This is a genomic window from Thalassospira sp. MCCC 1A01148 (assembly GCF_001613795.1).
Classification (GTDB): domain Bacteria; phylum Pseudomonadota; class Alphaproteobacteria; order Rhodospirillales; family Thalassospiraceae; genus Thalassospira.
The window spans coordinates 152,378-168,848 of record NZ_LPVZ01000018.1; the positions used below are offsets into that span (position 1 = coordinate 152,378).

Below are 16,471 nucleotides of genomic sequence, written 5' to 3' on the forward strand. Positions count from 1 at the left end.
TTAAATTTCAGGGATTTTAAGGAATATGTAGTGAAATCGTCGTCATTCTGTTGCCGTCGGTCGTGCGGGTATTGAAAGCCGCGAAAAGTGGCATGCGCGATCCTGAAAACAAAAACGGATGCCGTGACAAAATCACACGCAGAATGATTGCGGTAATCGGTTGTGATGGGGGAAATTTTGGCTTTGCACTGCATGGGGTAGCAGTTATGGTCGCGCAGCGACAACAAACATGATGAATAAAGCCGCTATGGGAGACATCAACGCAATCAATTCCGTCAATACGTTGTCGGCGTTGATCAGCCATCTGTGTTTGCCGTCTGGAGCATATGATCCAGACGAAGGACGAATTTTGGTAAATGATGCGTGGTGTGAAGCATTTGATCGCAACCTGTTAGCTGGTGAATGGCTGTCTTTGGATGACAATGACGTCCTGCGCGAACCGCTTGACGAGCTGGCAGAGCAGCTGCGCGATAACGGCGGTTACCATCATGTCGAATGCGAGTTGCATGATAACAAGCGCGTCTTCCTTGGGTGGAAGCTGACGATCGGACGTCAGACCTTTATCCGGTTCACAAAGATCAAGGCGAATTTCTTTTCGGGCGTCGGGTCGCTTATTTCACCCCAGCCGGTTTTGCTTGTCGAAAACAACGGCAAGCTGCGCAGTGCAAACTGCGCGGCAGAGCAGCTTGCACTTGAAATGGGCCTTGCATCGCCGCTTGATCTGACCCACCCGCGTGATCAGCGTGCATTGGTTGGCAAGGATGGCCCACAGTTCAATTCCGATAACACGCGCACCGTGCATTACGGACAGCGTTTCTTCCAGTGGCAATATATCACGCTTGATACGTCGGGCTGTCTGGTGCTGTTCGGGCAGGAGCACACCCGCGAGGAAAGCTATCGACGTGCCCTTGAACATGCCGTGCACGGGATCATCGAACTCAATGCCGAAGGCACGATTACCAATGTGAACGAAGAAACGGCCTCTTTGTTCAATTACGGGTCGGTGCGGGAATTGACCCAGTCGTATCTGCGCCATCCGGAAACCTTTTATGCCAATGACAGCGACCGCATTCAGCTGCGTCGCGACCTTGCAACCGGCAAGGGTGTGCATGCCCGCGATATTGAAATGCGCCGTGCGGATGGAAGCCAGGTTTGGGTAAGGCTCAATGCCACCGAAATTCGCGGCGAGGGCGGCATTCTTCTGGGCTATAGCGTTACCATGACCGATATCACCAAAAACCGGCAGGCCGAATATGACCTGCGCCGGCGTCAGGAAAGATATCGTGCGCTCGTCCAGACGGCTGGCAGCGTGATCATGTTCCTTGATGCCGAGGGACGCATTCTGGAATACAACCGCGAATGCGAATGGACATTCGGATATTCCTGGATGGAAGCCGCCGGTCAGAACTTTTTTGACTTCCTGCTTGTTGAGGATGACCGGGCGCGCGTGCGCATGGCCGTGCGGCGCTTGCTGTCTGGCGAGATCATCAAGGATGAGGTTTTCTCGTTCAAGCGCCGGGACGGTGAAGTCCGCCTGTTGCAATGGAATGCGCGGGCCCACTTTGGCGAAGACGGCGATGTTGCGGGTGTGATCTGTATTGGTCAGGACGTGACAGAGAAACTGTCTGTCGAGCGCGCCTTGCGCCATGCCGAGGAAAAATTCCGCGGCATTTTCGAAAATTCGGCAGAAGGCCTGTTTCAAAGCATGCCGCTTGGCCCGGTGCATTCCGCCAACCCGGCCTTTGCATCCATTCTGGGCTATGAAACGGTCGAGGATCTGCTGGCAAAAGAACAGGACTGGTCTTTCCATTATCTGAACCCGGTCAGTCGCTTGCGCATTACCGGCCGGTTGCTGCGCGACGGGTCTGTGCACGGGTTTGAAACGGAAATGCGCCGCGCGGATGGCAAGATCATCTGGGTCGAGGAAAATGCCCGCCTGGTCCGTGACGAGCAGGGGCGACCTGTTCTGATTGATGGATCAATTACCGATATTACCGACCGCAAACGCAGCGAAGCACGCATTCAGTTCCTTGCCCATCATGATGGCCTGACCGGGCTGCCCAACCGGACCTTGTTCCAGGAACGGCTGGCCGCCGCGGTGGAGCGCAGCAAACGCGAACGATGCCATTTTGTCCTGATGATGTTTGATCTAGATAACTTCAAGGACATCAATGACACCCTTGGGCATCCGATTGGCGACCTACTCTTACAGGGTGTAGGTGAACGCATGCGCGTCTGCCTGCGCAACGAGGATGTTGTCGCACGTCTGGGCGGGGACGAATTTGCCGTCCTGATCCACGAGCCGGGATCGATCGAGGAAGTGACCTTTGTCGCGCAGCGGCTGATTGAGCGTGTTTCGGAACGTTTCATGCTTGATGGCAACGAAGTGCAGGCATCGACCTCTGTCGGGATATGCATGTATCCGCAAGATGGTCGCGATGAAAAGGACCTGCTGCGCAATGCCGACCTTGCGCTTTATTGCTCCAAGGCGGAAGGCCGCAATCGCTATCACTTCTTTGAGCCGAAACTTCAGGTCGAGGTTCAGGAACGCAAGGCGATGGAGCGCGACCTTAGCCACGCAATCGAAAATGACGAGCTGGAGCTGTTCTATCAGCCAATCATTGATATTGGCGGTCAACGTATCATTGGCATGGAAGCACTGGTGCGCTGGTTTAACCCGTCACGCGGTCAGGTCAGCCCGGTCGATTTTATCCCGGTGGCCGAACGCATGGGCATCATTGCCGATATCGGCAAATGGGTGTTGAAACGCGCCTGTGAACAGACCAAGGCATGGCGTGATGCGGGCTTTGGCGAACTGACCATTTCGGTCAACTTGTCGCCGCTTGAGCTTGCCCGCCATGAAGACCTGATTGAAAGTGTCGGCGAAGTTCTGTCACGGACCGAACTTGATCCCCATCAGTTGCAGTTCGAAGTGACCGAAGGTGCCGTGATGGACAATCCGCGCGAAGCAGCGATCACGCTGGGCATCCTGCGAAATCAGGGCATTCGGATTGCCATTGACGATTTCGGCACCGGGTATTCGTCGCTGGCCTATCTCAAACGGTTCCCGGTGGACAAGATCAAGATCGACCGGTCCTTCATCATTGATATCGACAGTTCCGACGGGAATGCCGCCATCGTGCGGGCGGTTGTCTTCCTGGCCAGGTCGTTTGGTATGGCGATCAATGTCGAAGGTATCGAAACCAAGACCCAGCTTGAACATATTGCGTCCGAAGGCGTCGATGAAGTTCAGGGCTTCTATTTCAGCAGGCCGATCAGCGCCACCGAAATGGAGGCCTTGCTCAAGGAAAACCTTAGTCTGCCGGTCCGGTTCCCGGTGGCTCAGACGTAAACCGACCCACCGGCACATTCCGATTGATGGACCAAAAAAGGCGCACCACGATAATTCGCGGTGCGCTTTTTCTTTGCGTCGACAGGCGGTTTAGGCCGCCGATTGTTGTTGCGGTTCGCCCGCCACCTTGCAGAGCTTGTCACGGTCAATGCGCATGGTAGAGGGCATACGCGGGTTGCGCACAATTGCGCCTTCGCGCTTGAGGTTGGCGATCATGCGGCTGGCCGTTTCGGTGGTTGTTGCAACGATATTGCCAAGCTTCTCGCGGTTGGGCAGTGACACCAGATCATTGTGTGCAGACCACAGCAGGAACCGACAAATCCGGCGCATGGCCGAACCGGTGCCAAAGCTGATCTTGAGTTGCTGACCATCCATGACCTCGCTTGCCAAAAGCGACGTGACTGCCGCCTGAATGCCCGGATCATTTTGCTGGGCAAGGCGGATCCGTTGTATCGGGATACGCTTGATAACCGACGGCGCGATGGTTTCGATCACCAGCGTCGGGTCGGTTACGGCCAGCATTTCAAGGCCGATCGGATCGCCGGGGCGGTAGACCCGACAAACCTGTCTTTCGCCTTGTCTGGTGTATCTGCAACGCAGGGCCAGTCCGGTTTGTACAATGTAGATGTATGTATGGTCCTCGCTGTGATGTCCGATGCTGGCATCGGACGGCAATGACAGGACGGTTGGTTCGGCAAGTTTTTCCAATACGTGCAAGGCGTCGTCTTTGTTCATGGGGGGCTCCCATTGGCAAATTTTCTGATACGCGGCAACGTCGTCGCGTATCGACACCAGTCTGTGAGCCGGGATGTCCCGGAAGTTGCCGGTTTTACCGGCTAGCATGGGATGATGATCGGATAGAACCACGTCCGTCAGATACAGTTGTGGCGTCAAGTTGCCATCAAGGCACTGGCAAAGCGGTGCTTGGAATTCCGATCAGATGGCGACCGGCGGTGCGCGCGGAGATGCGGCAATCGGGCAGAAATCGTGCAGACGTGCCGTAATATGAAGGGCGGTGACCTGATTAGACAGCCGGATGCGATGGATCAGCGGCAATTCAGGTTCTACCGGCATGCCGACCACATGGTTGCCAAGGCCGCAACTGGCGCACTGGAAGCCATCGAAGGCGTCGGAACTGTGTGGATTAGCAGTGCGATCTGCGGCAAGGTCGGCCGGCACCGAAATGGTTTTGATGCCATTTGCAGTACAGATAATGAGCGGGACATAGGTCTGGGAAACTTCCGTGTTCGACGTCGGCACTGTTTCAAGCGCGACAGGCGCGTGCATGAACCCGAAAAACAGCGCGTTGACCAGCAACAGCCAAGCCACACAAAGTGACAGGGTGCGTCGTGCAACCAAGCTGTTGAGCGGTGTGAAATACACGGGTTTCCATCCAGATTGGATAAGGTCTGGAATTTGATAGACCCTTGAAACCCCCATGTCAAAGCATCGAATTGTGAACCAGTTATCAGTTTTTCTTTATAATCGTTCTGATATGCCGGGCCATGCCCGGCACACCCTTGGTTACGCTGTTGCCTTGCGGGCCGATCTTGTCATGGAAATGCGCAACATAACCACACCGGTTATTGCGACGGCGCCGCCGATCAGGGTCAGGATGTCGGGCGTAATACCGCTTAGAGTCCATGCCAGCAGAACGGCAATGGGCGGCACCAGATACAAAAAGTTTGCTGCCGATGCCGGGCCGAAATGGCCGATTGCAATGCTCCAGGTGGCATAGCCAAGTGATGCGGAAACAAGACCAAGGAACAACACCGCCAAAATCACCGAAACCGACGCCACACCGATTTGCGCCATCCCGTCGGGCAACCACGGGGTTAGCCACAACGCACCCGTTATCAGCGTCCAGCAGGTACAGGTCGCCGGGCCATATCGCGCGATCACCCCACGCACCAGAACGAAATAGGTGGCTGACAGCATGGATGCCAACAAGATCAACGAACTGCCATTGCCAAAACGCATCGGGCCGGGTTGACCAACGGCGATCAGGATCACACCGGAAAAACTCACTGCTGTGGCGGTCCAGGCACCAATCCCGAACCGGTCGCGCAAAAACACTGTCGCGAGCATCGCCGTCCAGATCGGCAATGTATTGATGATAAAGCTTGCCGCCCCCGGTGATACCGTTTGCTGCCCGGTATTAAGCAACCAGTTATAGATGCTGATGCCAAGCGCGCCGCCCAATCCAAGCCGTGCAAGATCAACCAGCCTGGGCATCTCCGGGCGTTTGATCGCAAGCCAGATCACAGCCGGACAGGCCGCCAGTGTAAAGCGCACTGCGGCAAGGGGCAGGGGATCAAGCCCCGAAAGCGCAACCCCGATCAACGGAAAGGCCGCCGCCCAGGACAGAACCGTAATCAGGGCACAGGCAAGGCCCAAGGTGGCTTGTGAGAACATCAGCATTCCCCTCGTTCTATGCGAATGAATTTGTCTTCTGTCTTGCTGATAGCGCGATCATGAGTGTTGACATAGAACATAGCTTGGGGATCAGATGTGCATATGGTGCACAGCAATGACCTTTCCCTTCCGCCTCTTGCGCTGTTGCCCGCGGTGATGGCCGCGGCGCGCAACGGGTCGTTTTCGGCCGCCGCCAGTGAAATGGGTGTGACGCATAGCGTGATAAGCCGCCATGTTGCGCAGGTCGAACAATGGCTTGGCTATGATCTGTTTGAACGTTATGGCCGCGGGGTGCGTCCGACGCCCGATGGACAACGGTTTTTGCGCGAAACACAGGCGGCGATTGATCTTTTATCACAAGGCGCGCAGCCCTGGCGGCAACGCCGTGGACCGGATGTCATCAAAATAAGCCTGCTGCCATCCTATGCCCGGATCTGGTTTCTAAAGCTTGTGCCAGAGATCGAGCGTGATCTGAATGTGCGGCTTGAACTCGAGATTACCGAACGGCTGGCCGATTTCGATGGCGGGCAGACCGACATCGCCATTCGCTGTGGCAAGGGACAATGGCCGGGCACCAAATCAAGCTTGTTGTTTGCTGATGATCTGGTGCCGCTGATTTCGCCCAAGCTTCTGGACGGGCACGATCCGCAAAGCCTTGATGCAGATGCAATTGCCAACCTTCCGCTTTTAAATGACAGCGATGCGACTGGCTGGCGACACTGGTTGGCCGAACATGGGGTCAAGTATCGGCCCAAGCCAACTGATCGCCGGTTTGAGGATTACAGTGTCGGGCTGTCTGCGGCGGATGCGGGGCTTGGTGTGATTTTGGCGCGCTTGCCGTTTGCGCGCACGGCAATTGGAAATCACGACCTGATCATGCTGCCTTTCGCGCCGGTTCGAAGCCCGCTTGCGACGTTTTTGGTGCAGCCGGCCTATGACCAGCGCCCGGCTGTGCGTGCGGTGGCAGAACGCCTGATCACGGCAGCGAAGGCTTGCGGCTAAGATCAGCCCCTTGGGAACTTGTCCTATTCGACAGACGTTAGATGGGCTATAATTTGCAGCAATTTCAGGTTGATATTGCCGCGATCCACAGAAGTCAGGAGCACCCTACCATGACCTTGATCGTTAATGACGGTACGCCGGAAATGCGCGGTTTGCTGGAAAAGGGGCGCAAACGGTTGCGCACAGTCGGGGTCATCATGTTGATCCTTGGCGTGCTGGCGGTGGCCTTTCCCCTTGCCACGACGATTGCGTTCAAATCCGTGATTGGCTGGCTGTTCCTGATCGGGGCGGTTGGGCATTTTTATGGCGCGTGGAATGCAGATACCCCGACGCGACGCAGTCTTGATATCATTCAGGGGCTTGTCTTTGGCGTGATTGGGGGATGGTTGGCCTTCTTCCCGATGGGCGGGGTCGTGACCCTTACGGTGTTGCTTGCCATTGCCTTCATCCTGCACGGCGTTTTTGAAGCGCTGATGGCGATGTGGCTGAAACAGTTTCCGGGATGGAAATGGATGATGGTATCTGGCGGGATTTCAGTACTTGCCGGTATTCTGATTTTTGCCGAATTGCCCAGCTCGGCAAGTTGGGCGATTGGTTTGTTGCTTGGCATTATCCTGCTATCTTCCGGCTTTAGCTATCTGATGGTGTCGATGGCGATGGGCAAAGTTGCACGAAGCTAAAACCGCGCTTGGCAAACAGAGGGATAAGGCATGGCAAACGCCACACCTGTTGGCGGTCTGGCCGGGGGGCTTGAACGGTGGGATGATGCCCTGTCGTCCCCGACCCTGAACCGTGCCATCCTGATCTTCACCCTGCTTGCCATGGCAGGGCATTTTATCCTGATGTTTATCGGGCCCGAGATGGTCTGGGGGCAGCGCACGGCTGATCTGCCGCTTTTTGCGCTGTTTGCACTTGGTGGACTGCCCATTCTGGCGCAGCTTGCAATCAAGCTTCTGCGGCGGGAAATGGGCGCTGATTTTCTGGCCGCGATTGCCTTTGTTACCGGTGTGGTGCTGGCGGAATATCTTGCCGCCAGCCTGATCATATTGATGCTGACCGGGGGGCAGGTTCTTGAGGGCTTTGCCATGCGCAAGGCGTCCTCGGCACTGAATGCCCTGGCCAAGCGCATGCCCAGTGTCGCCCATCGCAAATCCGAAGACGGCGAGATCACTGATATCGCGATTGACGAGATCGACATTGGCGATCTGATCGCGGTCTTCCCGCATGAAACCGCACCGGTTGATGGCACGGTCATTGATGGTCATGGCAGCATGGATGAAAGCTATCTGACCGGGGAGCCCTATGTGGTGGCCAAGGCACCGGGCACCAATGTGCTGTCGGGTGCGATCAATGGCGAGGCGGTCCTGATCATCCGGGCCGAAAAGCGCGCACGTGATTCCCGTTACGCCCAGATCATGGATGTCATGGCCGAGGCCGAACAGAAACGCCCGCGCATTCGCCGTCTTGGTGACCAGATCGGCGCTTGGTTTGCACCGGCAGCGCTTTTGTTTGCGATATTGGTCGGGTATCTGAGTGACGATTCATCGCGTTTTCTGGCGGTCCTTGTGGTGGCGACACCCTGTCCGCTTTTGATTGCCATTCCGATCACGGTGATGAGTGCGATTTCAATCGCTGCCCGGCGCGGCATCGTCATCCGTGACCCGACGGTGCTGGAACGGTTACCGACCTGCCAAACCGCGATTTTCGATAAAACCGGCACGCTGACCTATGGCCGCCCGGAACTGGTGGAGGTTTTGGCCGGGCCTGACATGAACGGGAACCTTGTCTTGCGACTGGCCGCCAGCCTTGAACGTTATTCCAAGCACCCCTTGGCATCGGCGGTTTTGGTGGCAGCACGCGACCGCAATCTGCCACTTGATGAAGTCAGTCATGCCTCGGAAAAGCCGGGGCAGGGACTGAGCGGGCAGGTCGATGGCCATGAAGTTGCCGTCACCCATCGCAACAAGCTGATGAAATCCGACCCCGAGATCGCCGGGCTTCTGCCCGAAAGTGCGGCGGGGCTGGAATGCGTGGTGCTGGTCGATGGCCAATATGGCGCGACCTTCCGCTTCCGCGATACGCCGCGCGCAGAGGGCGAAAGCTTCGTCGGCCACCTGGGCGACATCCATCATTTCAACAAGGTGATGTTGCTTTCTGGCGACCGGGAAAGCGAGGTCAGCTATCTTTCGGAACTGCTGGGCATTTCCGAAAGTCTGGCATCGCAAAGCCCGGAGCAGAAAGTCACCATCGTCCGCGAGGAAACCGCCAAGGCCCCGACACTGTTCATGGGCGACGGCATCAACGATGCCCCGGCACTGGCTGTTGCCACCGTTGGTATCGCCTTTGGCAAGGAAAGTGCGGTCACGGCGGATGCCGCCGGTGCCGTGATCCCCGAAGCATCGCTGGTGACAGTGGACGAGCTGCTTCACATCAGCATGGCAATGCGCCGTATCCTTTTGCAAAGCGTGATTGGTGGCATGGTGCTTTCTGTCGTCGCCATGGGCTTTGCCGCGGCAGGCTATATCACCCCGGTCGCGGGTGCGCTGTTACAGGAAGGCATTGATATCATCGCGATCCTCAATGCGCTTCGACTGGCAATCGCGCATGATATTGATGCCGATATGGTAGAGCAGCCAAACGCCTGAGACGTCAAGTTTTCGGTCCAGCTAACAGTATTCGCAAAGTGTTATTGGCTAGCTGCGTGCGTGATTTCGGCAATGGCATTGCTGATGCCGTCTTCAATGGCGATCTTGCTTGCGACGCGTTCGGCGTTTTTGCGATAGGCCGGCGTTTCAAGGACCGTTTTGATCCGACGGGCCAGCATCGCGGCATCAAGTTTTGCGGGCTTGATCGGGCGCGGCGCAACGCCAAGCTCGTGCAGGCGCTTTGCCCAGAAAGGCTGATCACCGAAAAACGGAATGATGATGGATGGGCGACCGGCGCGCATGGCCGCCGCACAGGTGCCTGCGCCGCCATGGTGAATGACGATATCGACTTTGGGGAACAGCCAGTCATGGGGAACCTCGCGCACTGCAAGGATGTTGGATGGCCAGTTAATGTTTTCCATGCCACCCCAGCCGGTTGCAACGATAGCGCTCACACCGGCTTGTGAGACGGCCTTAACAATCATCTCTGCCATCGCGGTCGGATCATTGCCGGGCATTGACCCGAAGCCGATATAGATCAGGTTTTTGTGACGTTCGACAAAGTTTTGTAATGCCGTATCGGGCGGGGTCGTTTGGGCTGTCCCATCGAGAAACCAGTATCCGGTGACAGTTGCGTGTGTCGGCCAGTCTGTGGGGCGATTGATCACAGCTTTGCTGAAGGCATGAACGATGGGCAGCGTGCCGGATTTACAAGACTGAAGGATATCCAGTCCCTTGGCATTGATCCCGTTCTGGCGTCGTGCTGCCCATCTGCAAACTTGGCGACGCAGCGTTGTGTTCAACAGCCGATAGATCAGCTTGCCGGTCGCGCGGTTATACCAGCGACCCAAGGTCCCGCGTGGGCCAAGATCGGGAACGCCCATATGCGGATAATCGCCGGTCGGGATAAAGGACGGGATCAGTTGCGCCATCACAACCGGGATACCGAAATGCCTGCCAATCGGCAGCGCACCAAAGGTTTTCGGATGAAAAACGATGACGTCGGGTTTGGCCTGATCAATGGCGCGGAAAATATCATCAAGCAGTGTGTCGTGAAGACCGCGCGCCTTTTTGCCGATGGCAAATAACGATGTCAGCTTCGCCAAGGCCGATGCCTTGGGATCAGACGCATGGGCAAATTGCGGATCATCCATAAGCGCAATCAGCGCATCCGTCAGGGGTGTGAATTCAAGGTCATGATCGGTGATAAAACCGGCAAAGCGTTCCGGTGCGGCGAGTGTGACCTGATGCCCCTTGTCGATCAGTCCACGGCCAAGCGCGACAAAGGGCTGCACATCGCCGCGCGTCCCATATGTCATCAGCATGACATGCATGATCCATCCTTTTTGCCGTTCCAGGAACACCTTGCGCCTTGGAAGCTTAGCAGGTCTTGTCGCGGAAATCCGGCACGACAAAGGCTGGCTGGCAGATGATCAGTTTTCGCTGCTCTGGTCGTTGCCAAGGAAGATCCGCGTTTGTTCAATCGCTTCACGCAATCCAACGCGCTGGACGTCGACATCGTCGGGGAAGGCACCCAGCAGCCGCGATGGCATGCGGTTATCAAGCAGGACAAACACGCCGCGATCCTCGGCGCGCCGCACCAGGCGGCCAAAGGCCTGCTTCATGCGAAGCCTTGTGAGCATGTCGTCATAGCGTGCGCCGTGGAACGCTGATTTGCGTGCGCGGTGCAGGATGTCGGGCCGGGGCCATGGCACGCGGTCAAAAACGATCAGGCGAAGGCTGTCGCCCGGCACATCCACCCCGTCGCGCACTGCATCAGTACCCAGCAAACAGGCATCGCGTTCAACCCGGAAAATGTCAATCAGGGTCGAGACATCCATGCCGTCGATATGCTGGGCCAGAAGCTGCAAGCCGGCATCATCCATCGGCCCGGTCAGGCGTTCGTAAATCGCACGCAGACGGGTGATCGCGGTAAACAGGCCCAGCGCACCGCCGCCCGATGCCAGAAACAGTTCGCGATAGGCCGCCGCAATGTGGTCCGGGTTATCCCGGCCGAGATCATTGACGATAAACACGCGGGTTTGTTCGCGGTAGTTATACGGGCTTTTCATCGCCGCCCGGATGGCGGGAAGCGGCATGTGGGCGGCCCCCGTGCGATCCTCTGCCACGGCCCAGTCGAATTCTTCGTCGCCTGTGCCATCCCGCAGGGTGGCGGACGTTACCACCATGCCGTGTGCTGTGGGCGCAAGGGATGTGGTCAGCGGGATGGTCGGATCAAGGTAATGGCGATGCATGCCAACATCGAAATCCCGGCCAAACTGGCGTTCAATCGCAAACCAGTCGACAAAGGTTTTCGGTGTTTCCTCGACAAGGGAAGCCAGCATTTCCCGCCATGCACCGACCTGCATGATCGCACGGCGTTCAAGCGACCTTATGGCGGCATCAAGGCGCTGGCGTTCGGCACTGTCAAGCTCATCGGCCTTTTCATCAAGCATATGGGCAATGATCTTGATCAGCGATTTGGCCGGTTTTTCCATGGCTTCCAGCGCGCGATCAAGATCGGCCGCACTGGCAAGAACTTCGTTGAGCGCCGGTTTACAATCAGTCTCGATTGAGTATCCCCGATCTCCCTCGGCAGACCTTGCCATCACCTGTGCCCGGACATGGGCAAGGAAGGTTTCCGCCGGGCCCTTGGCATGTTGTGATCCATCATGAATGCGCGACAGCCAACCCTGCTCGGGTAGGCATTGGGCGGCGACAATCACCGCATTGACGGCATCACGCAGTTCGTCACGATCAAGGATCAGCGTTTCAAGGCGCTGTTTCAGGCCGCGCGCACGCGATGATCCCTTTTGCTCTGCCCCCAAAAGCCAACGCCGAAGTTCCTGCCCCTCCATCCCGGTCAGGTGCGATGAAAATGCCTTATCAGCCGCATCAAAAAGATGATGGCCTTCGTCAAACACGTAACGTGTTGGCATGGAGGCATCATCAAGCCCGCCAAGTGCCGCCTGCACCATGACCAGCGCATGGTTGGCCACCACGATCTCGGCCGAGCGGGCGCGGCGTACGGTCTTTTCGACAAAGCATTTCGAATAATGCGGGCAGGCGGCATAGATGCATTCACCGCGCTGATCGGCCAGCGCCCCGGTGAACCGGTTGCCCAGCAATTCGGTCAGCCAGGCCGGGAAATCACCGCCGACCATATCGCCATCACGGGTATGCGACGCCCACCGCGCAATCAGGCCAAGTGGCGTTGCCTGATGCGGTTGTTGATTAAGCGGGCGTTGGGCTTCCTCGAAATTCAGCAGGCAGAAATAGTTCTCCCGGCCCTTGCGCACGACGGCCTTTAATCGCTTGTCCTTGGGATCGTCATACAGGCGATCAAGTTCCTGATCGATCTGGCGTTGCAGGTTACGGGTATAGGTCGAAATCCACACCGCGCCGTCATTCTTCTGGGCCCACAATGATGCCGGGGCGACATAACCCAATGTCTTGCCGGTCCCCGTTCCGGCCTCGGCCAGGACGATATTGGGCGCACCGTCATGCAGGCGCGGGCCAAAGGCCGAACATACGGACGACGCATAATCGGCCTGTTGCGGGCGTTCTTCCGCGCCTTCACCAAGCAGGTCCTTCAGGCGTTTACGGGCATCCTTGGGATCAACCGGATAATTGGCCGGTGGTGGTGGCGGGGCATGTTCAGCCCATTCGCCAAGCTTTTTCCAGACTTTAAGGCCCTCATACACCGCATAGCGATGCGGACCATCGCCATCAGCACCGAGGGCCGCCAGAACCGAAACACCCCACGGCCAGTGGCCGCGTGCCATCGGCCATGCAACCGACAGGGCCGGACCGCGTTTGTTGCGATGGAGGGTGGCGAGTTCCTGCAAAAGGCGCTTCATGGCTTCTGCCAGTGCCTCTGCCTGACCGATCAGGTCATCGGCCGGTTTCTGGCCCGTCGCCAATGCAATGCCCCGCGGGGTTGGCACGCAAAATTGTGCCGGGCGGACAAAGGCAAACAGCTCCAGCAGGTCATGGGCCGGAAACGGATCGGATTTCAGCCGCCGTGCACAGGCCGGAGTATGAACCAGAATGGGGCGTGATGATCGGGCACGCTTGGCCGCGGCCCCGTGCGGGAGTTCCTCGATCTCGCCATCGGGCGATAAAAACACGGCGTGACGCAATCCAACGACCATGACAGGTGCGTTGGGCGGCATGAAACGCGGTTGGGACTCTTCAGAACGATCATCGAACATTTGGGGCACTATAAGCAGACAGCGACAGTGGCGCTACCGGTGAAATTGACCTATCTTGGAATTTGTAAGGCAATCACCCGATGACAAGAAGACGGACCGCAATGGCAGCCCCCAATACTCGCAATCAGCATTTCTGGCGCGATGACGCCATGCCGTTTGTTGAACTGCGGCGCGTGGTGGACGGGCATTCGGTTTGTTACGAGCGCCACAGCCACGATACATTTTCCATCGGAACGGTGAAGGGCGGTTACAGTACGTACTGGAACCGGGGCAAAACCCATGAAACCCAAGAAGGGTCTGTGGTGATCCTCAACCCCGAAGATGTTCATGGCTGCAACCCGGTCAAGGGCGCGGACTGGGTTTATGACATGCTGTTTGTTGATCCGGACTGGCTTGTGGATTTGCAGATTGAACTCGATGCCGACGCAGCCGGCAAGTTTGCCATGTTTTCCGATATGCTCAGCCACGATCCGCATCTTTATGACGGCTTGCTGGATCTGGCCGATACGCTTTCCAATCCGGATGTGGATATTCTTGGCAAGGAAACGGCGATGGTGTCGTTCTTTGGCGATCTGCATGTGAAGCTGGATCGGCGCGGTGTGCTGGATCGTGCTGCCAATGCTGGTGGGGCGATGCAGGACCGGAAAATGGCCGATGTGGGCGAGTATATCCGGGCGCATTATGCCGAGAATATCGGGCTTGACGAGCTGGCCGGGCTGGTCGGCTATTCCCGGTCGCATCTGGTGCGCGCATTCAAAAAGACGTTTGGCATGACGCCTTATGCCTATCTGATCAATTGCCGGGTGCAGCGGGCGCGCCATGCCCTGCGGCAGGGTGAAAAGATCGTCGATGTCGCGCTTGAAACCGGCTTTGCCGATCAGGCGCATTTCCAACGTATTTTTAAACGCCTGATGGCGGCAACCCCACGGCAATATGCCCGCGCACAGGCCGCGTGATTTGGGTAAAAAAAGCGGGCGGGTGACTGTGACCCGCCCGGAGTTTCCACAACCCGACTATGGGGAACGGGGTGCGGGGGATTATTCCAGGATCAAATAGGCTGCACTCGCGGCCAGCAGCACCGCCATCGCCCGGTTGAACATCTGAACGCGCGATGGTTCGCCCAGGAAGCGTGACAGGAACGCGCCCGCATAGGCCCAGCATGCGACCGAGGCAAAGCAGACGACAAAGTAAATGGCGGTGAATTCCCAGATCAGGGTTGGCGCGCCGGACGCGGCATAGGCGCCCATCCCGGCGATGGATGCCAGCCAGGCTTTTGGGTTAAGCCATTGCATGACCGCGCCGGTGATGGCTTTGGGCCCGGATTGGGCATCACCCCTGCCAAGTTCACCGTCTGACATTGCCAGTTTCCAGGCCATGAACAGCAAAAACGCCACCCCGGCCCACTGAATGATCGTGGTCAGTTGCGGGAAGGTTTCGAGCAGTTCATGCAGACCCAGCCCGATCATCAGCAGCAAAAGGCAAAAACCCGCCGTAGCGCCAAAGACAAGCCGAAGGGATGGGCGAAAGCCATATTGCACGCCCGAGCTCAGTACCAGAATATTGACCGGACCCGGTGTAATGGAGGCCGCAAGCGCAAAGGCGGCCATGGAAAGATAAAGGCTAAGCGTGGCGGTAAAGGCGGACATCCTGGTGTTCCTCGCATCGGCGTTTTTTGTTCGTTGCCAGCATGCGGGGTCTTGCGACGCATTTATTGAACAAAATTGATCTGCGAGGAACAAATCCCGGATTTTGGCAAAAAAAACGCAACCGGATGTCAGACCGGTTGCGGTGATTGCTGTTTATGTACCGTTCCGGTGTGTTGCCGGAACCGGTTTCAGATCAGCTGGTTGTCAGATCCATCAGAAGCGTTGCACAGCGCCGCGCAATATCGTCGTTGGGTTCTTCGCTGCCCGGCATTGTTGCCCAGCCTTTTTTGATCACGAAATCATCGCGCTTGTAAGAACTTTCAGCCTTAAGGGCTGTAAGTTCCGCCGTCTGATTGTTGGGCGAAAGCATTTTGAACTGGGCGACACATACCGGTGCCATTGCCGAGATCGTTGCTTCCTTGCTGCTTGCATCGGCCATTTCCTGCGCAGTGCCACCAGACACCACCGAGCCGGTGCTGAAACCGACAATGGTGATCAGTGCGGCGCCGATAATGCCGCCCCAAATTCCGGGCTTTGTCCATGCAGGGATTTTGATAGCCATAATAAAATTCCTTTTAATCAGGCCGTGAAAAGTATTTTTCGCGGCTCTGTTAGATCAAAGGAAAACATTGATGATGTAATATTACAATTGATTTATTTTTTAATATTTAAATCAAAGGTCGATTTTCTAAAGGGGATCGATTTTATTTTTTGACAGTTCGAAGAATTATTTCCTGCTTCAACCGGAAAACATGCTCGACAATCCTGTTGCCCCGCCCGCAATCATGGCATAGCGCGCCATCTTGCCAATGGTCACCAAAATGATGAAGGGCAGAAGGCGCACCCGCATGACCCCGGCAAACAGCGTTAACGGATCGCCAATGATCGGGAGCCAGGCAAGCAGTAATGACCACAGCCCGTATTTGCCAAACCAGTGTGAAGCGCGATCCAGTGCTTCGGGTGAGACGGGGAACCAGCGCTTGTGCTTGAAATGCTCGGCATAAAGGCCAAGCCACCAGTTGATGAGCGAACCAAGAACATTGCCCGCCGTCGCGATCAGGACCAGCAGCCACAAGCTGTGATCACCCGATGCAATGAGCGCAGCCAGGGCTGCCTCGGACGTGCCGGGCAGGATGGTGGCGGATGTCAGTGCGGACAGGAAAAGAGCGAAAAGCACGTTTGTAAGCCGTTCAAATC

General features: G+C 56.8%; 13 protein-coding genes. 5 read left to right on the forward strand and 8 right to left on the reverse strand.

Annotation, left to right across the window (positions count from 1 at the left end):
- Window positions 1–229: 229 nt before the first annotated feature.
- On the forward strand, window positions 230–3,352 hold the full coding sequence (locus tag AUQ43_RS07255; protein ID WP_232310615.1) for an EAL domain-containing protein: 3,123 nt from the start codon (window positions 230–232) through the stop codon (window positions 3,350–3,352).
- A 90-nt stretch (window positions 3,353–3,442) separates the two neighbouring features.
- Here AUQ43_RS07255 and AUQ43_RS07260 read toward each other — a convergent pair whose 3' ends face one another.
- The 3 genes from AUQ43_RS07260 to AUQ43_RS07270 all read right to left on the reverse strand — a co-directional run bounded on the left by AUQ43_RS07260 (window position 3,443) and on the right by AUQ43_RS07270 (window position 5,767).
- Window positions 3,443–4,087 (reverse strand): Crp/Fnr family transcriptional regulator, encoded by a 645-nt coding sequence (locus AUQ43_RS07260; protein ID WP_062955588.1) that lies wholly within the window; start codon window positions 4,085–4,087, stop codon window positions 3,443–3,445.
- Between the two features lie 201 nt (window positions 4,088–4,288).
- Window positions 4,289–4,735 carry a DUF2946 family protein gene (locus AUQ43_RS07265; protein WP_008890257.1) on the reverse strand — a complete coding sequence of 149 codons (447 nt, stop codon included), beginning with the start codon at window positions 4,733–4,735 and terminating at the stop codon, window positions 4,289–4,291.
- Between the two features lie 141 nt (window positions 4,736–4,876).
- Window positions 4,877–5,767: a DMT family transporter gene (locus tag AUQ43_RS07270; RefSeq protein WP_062955717.1), complete on the reverse strand. Its 891-nt coding sequence runs from the start codon at window positions 5,765–5,767 to the stop codon at window positions 4,877–4,879.
- Between the two features lie 102 nt (window positions 5,768–5,869).
- On the opposite strand from AUQ43_RS07270, the gene AUQ43_RS07275 reads away from it, so the two are divergent.
- The 3 genes from AUQ43_RS07275 (at window position 5,870) to AUQ43_RS07285 (ending at window position 9,414) form a co-directional block, all read left to right on the forward strand.
- Window positions 5,870–6,769, forward strand: coding sequence for a LysR substrate-binding domain-containing protein (locus tag AUQ43_RS07275; RefSeq protein WP_062955589.1), 900 nt, complete (start codon window positions 5,870–5,872; stop codon window positions 6,767–6,769).
- A 110-nt stretch (window positions 6,770–6,879) separates the two neighbouring features.
- Window positions 6,880–7,449 carry an HdeD family acid-resistance protein gene (locus tag AUQ43_RS07280; RefSeq protein WP_232310616.1) on the forward strand — a complete coding sequence of 190 codons (570 nt, stop codon included), beginning with the start codon at window positions 6,880–6,882 and terminating at the stop codon, window positions 7,447–7,449.
- A gap of 30 nt (window positions 7,450–7,479) precedes the next feature.
- Window positions 7,480–9,414, forward strand: a complete 1,935-nt coding sequence (locus AUQ43_RS07285; RefSeq protein WP_114129872.1) for a heavy metal translocating P-type ATPase — start codon at window positions 7,480–7,482, stop codon at window positions 9,412–9,414.
- Between the two features lie 41 nt (window positions 9,415–9,455).
- Here AUQ43_RS07285 and AUQ43_RS07290 read toward each other — a convergent pair whose 3' ends face one another.
- Window positions 9,456–10,739 carry a glycosyltransferase gene (locus AUQ43_RS07290; protein ID WP_232310617.1) on the reverse strand — a complete coding sequence of 428 codons (1,284 nt, stop codon included), beginning with the start codon at window positions 10,737–10,739 and terminating at the stop codon, window positions 9,456–9,458.
- A 108-nt stretch (window positions 10,740–10,847) separates the two neighbouring features.
- Complete coding sequence (locus AUQ43_RS07295) at window positions 10,848–13,628, reverse strand: ATP-dependent DNA helicase (protein WP_062955591.1); 2,781 nt, start codon at window positions 13,626–13,628, stop codon at window positions 10,848–10,850.
- 80 nt (window positions 13,629–13,708) lie between these two features.
- Here AUQ43_RS07295 and AUQ43_RS07300 point away from each other — a divergent pair, with 80 nt between their 5' ends.
- Window positions 13,709–14,584, forward strand: coding sequence for an AraC family transcriptional regulator (locus AUQ43_RS07300; protein ID WP_232310618.1), 876 nt, complete (start codon window positions 13,709–13,711; stop codon window positions 14,582–14,584).
- Window positions 14,585–14,665: 81 nt separating this feature from the next.
- On the opposite strand, the gene AUQ43_RS07305 is transcribed toward AUQ43_RS07300, so the two are convergent.
- The 3 genes from AUQ43_RS07305 to AUQ43_RS07315 all read right to left on the reverse strand — a co-directional run bounded on the left by AUQ43_RS07305 (window position 14,666) and on the right by AUQ43_RS07315 (window position 16,451).
- The gene (locus tag AUQ43_RS07305; RefSeq protein ID WP_062955593.1) at window positions 14,666–15,274 is read right to left on the reverse strand and encodes a LysE family translocator; all 609 of its coding nucleotides are present in this window, start codon (window positions 15,272–15,274) and stop codon (window positions 14,666–14,668) included.
- A gap of 193 nt (window positions 15,275–15,467) precedes the next feature.
- Window positions 15,468–15,836 (reverse strand): hypothetical protein, encoded by a 369-nt coding sequence (locus tag AUQ43_RS07310; protein WP_062955594.1) that lies wholly within the window; start codon window positions 15,834–15,836, stop codon window positions 15,468–15,470.
- A 177-nt stretch (window positions 15,837–16,013) separates the two neighbouring features.
- Window positions 16,014–16,451 (reverse strand): YqaA family protein, encoded by a 438-nt coding sequence (locus tag AUQ43_RS07315; protein WP_062955595.1) that lies wholly within the window; start codon window positions 16,449–16,451, stop codon window positions 16,014–16,016.
- Window positions 16,452–16,471 lie beyond the last annotated feature (20 nt).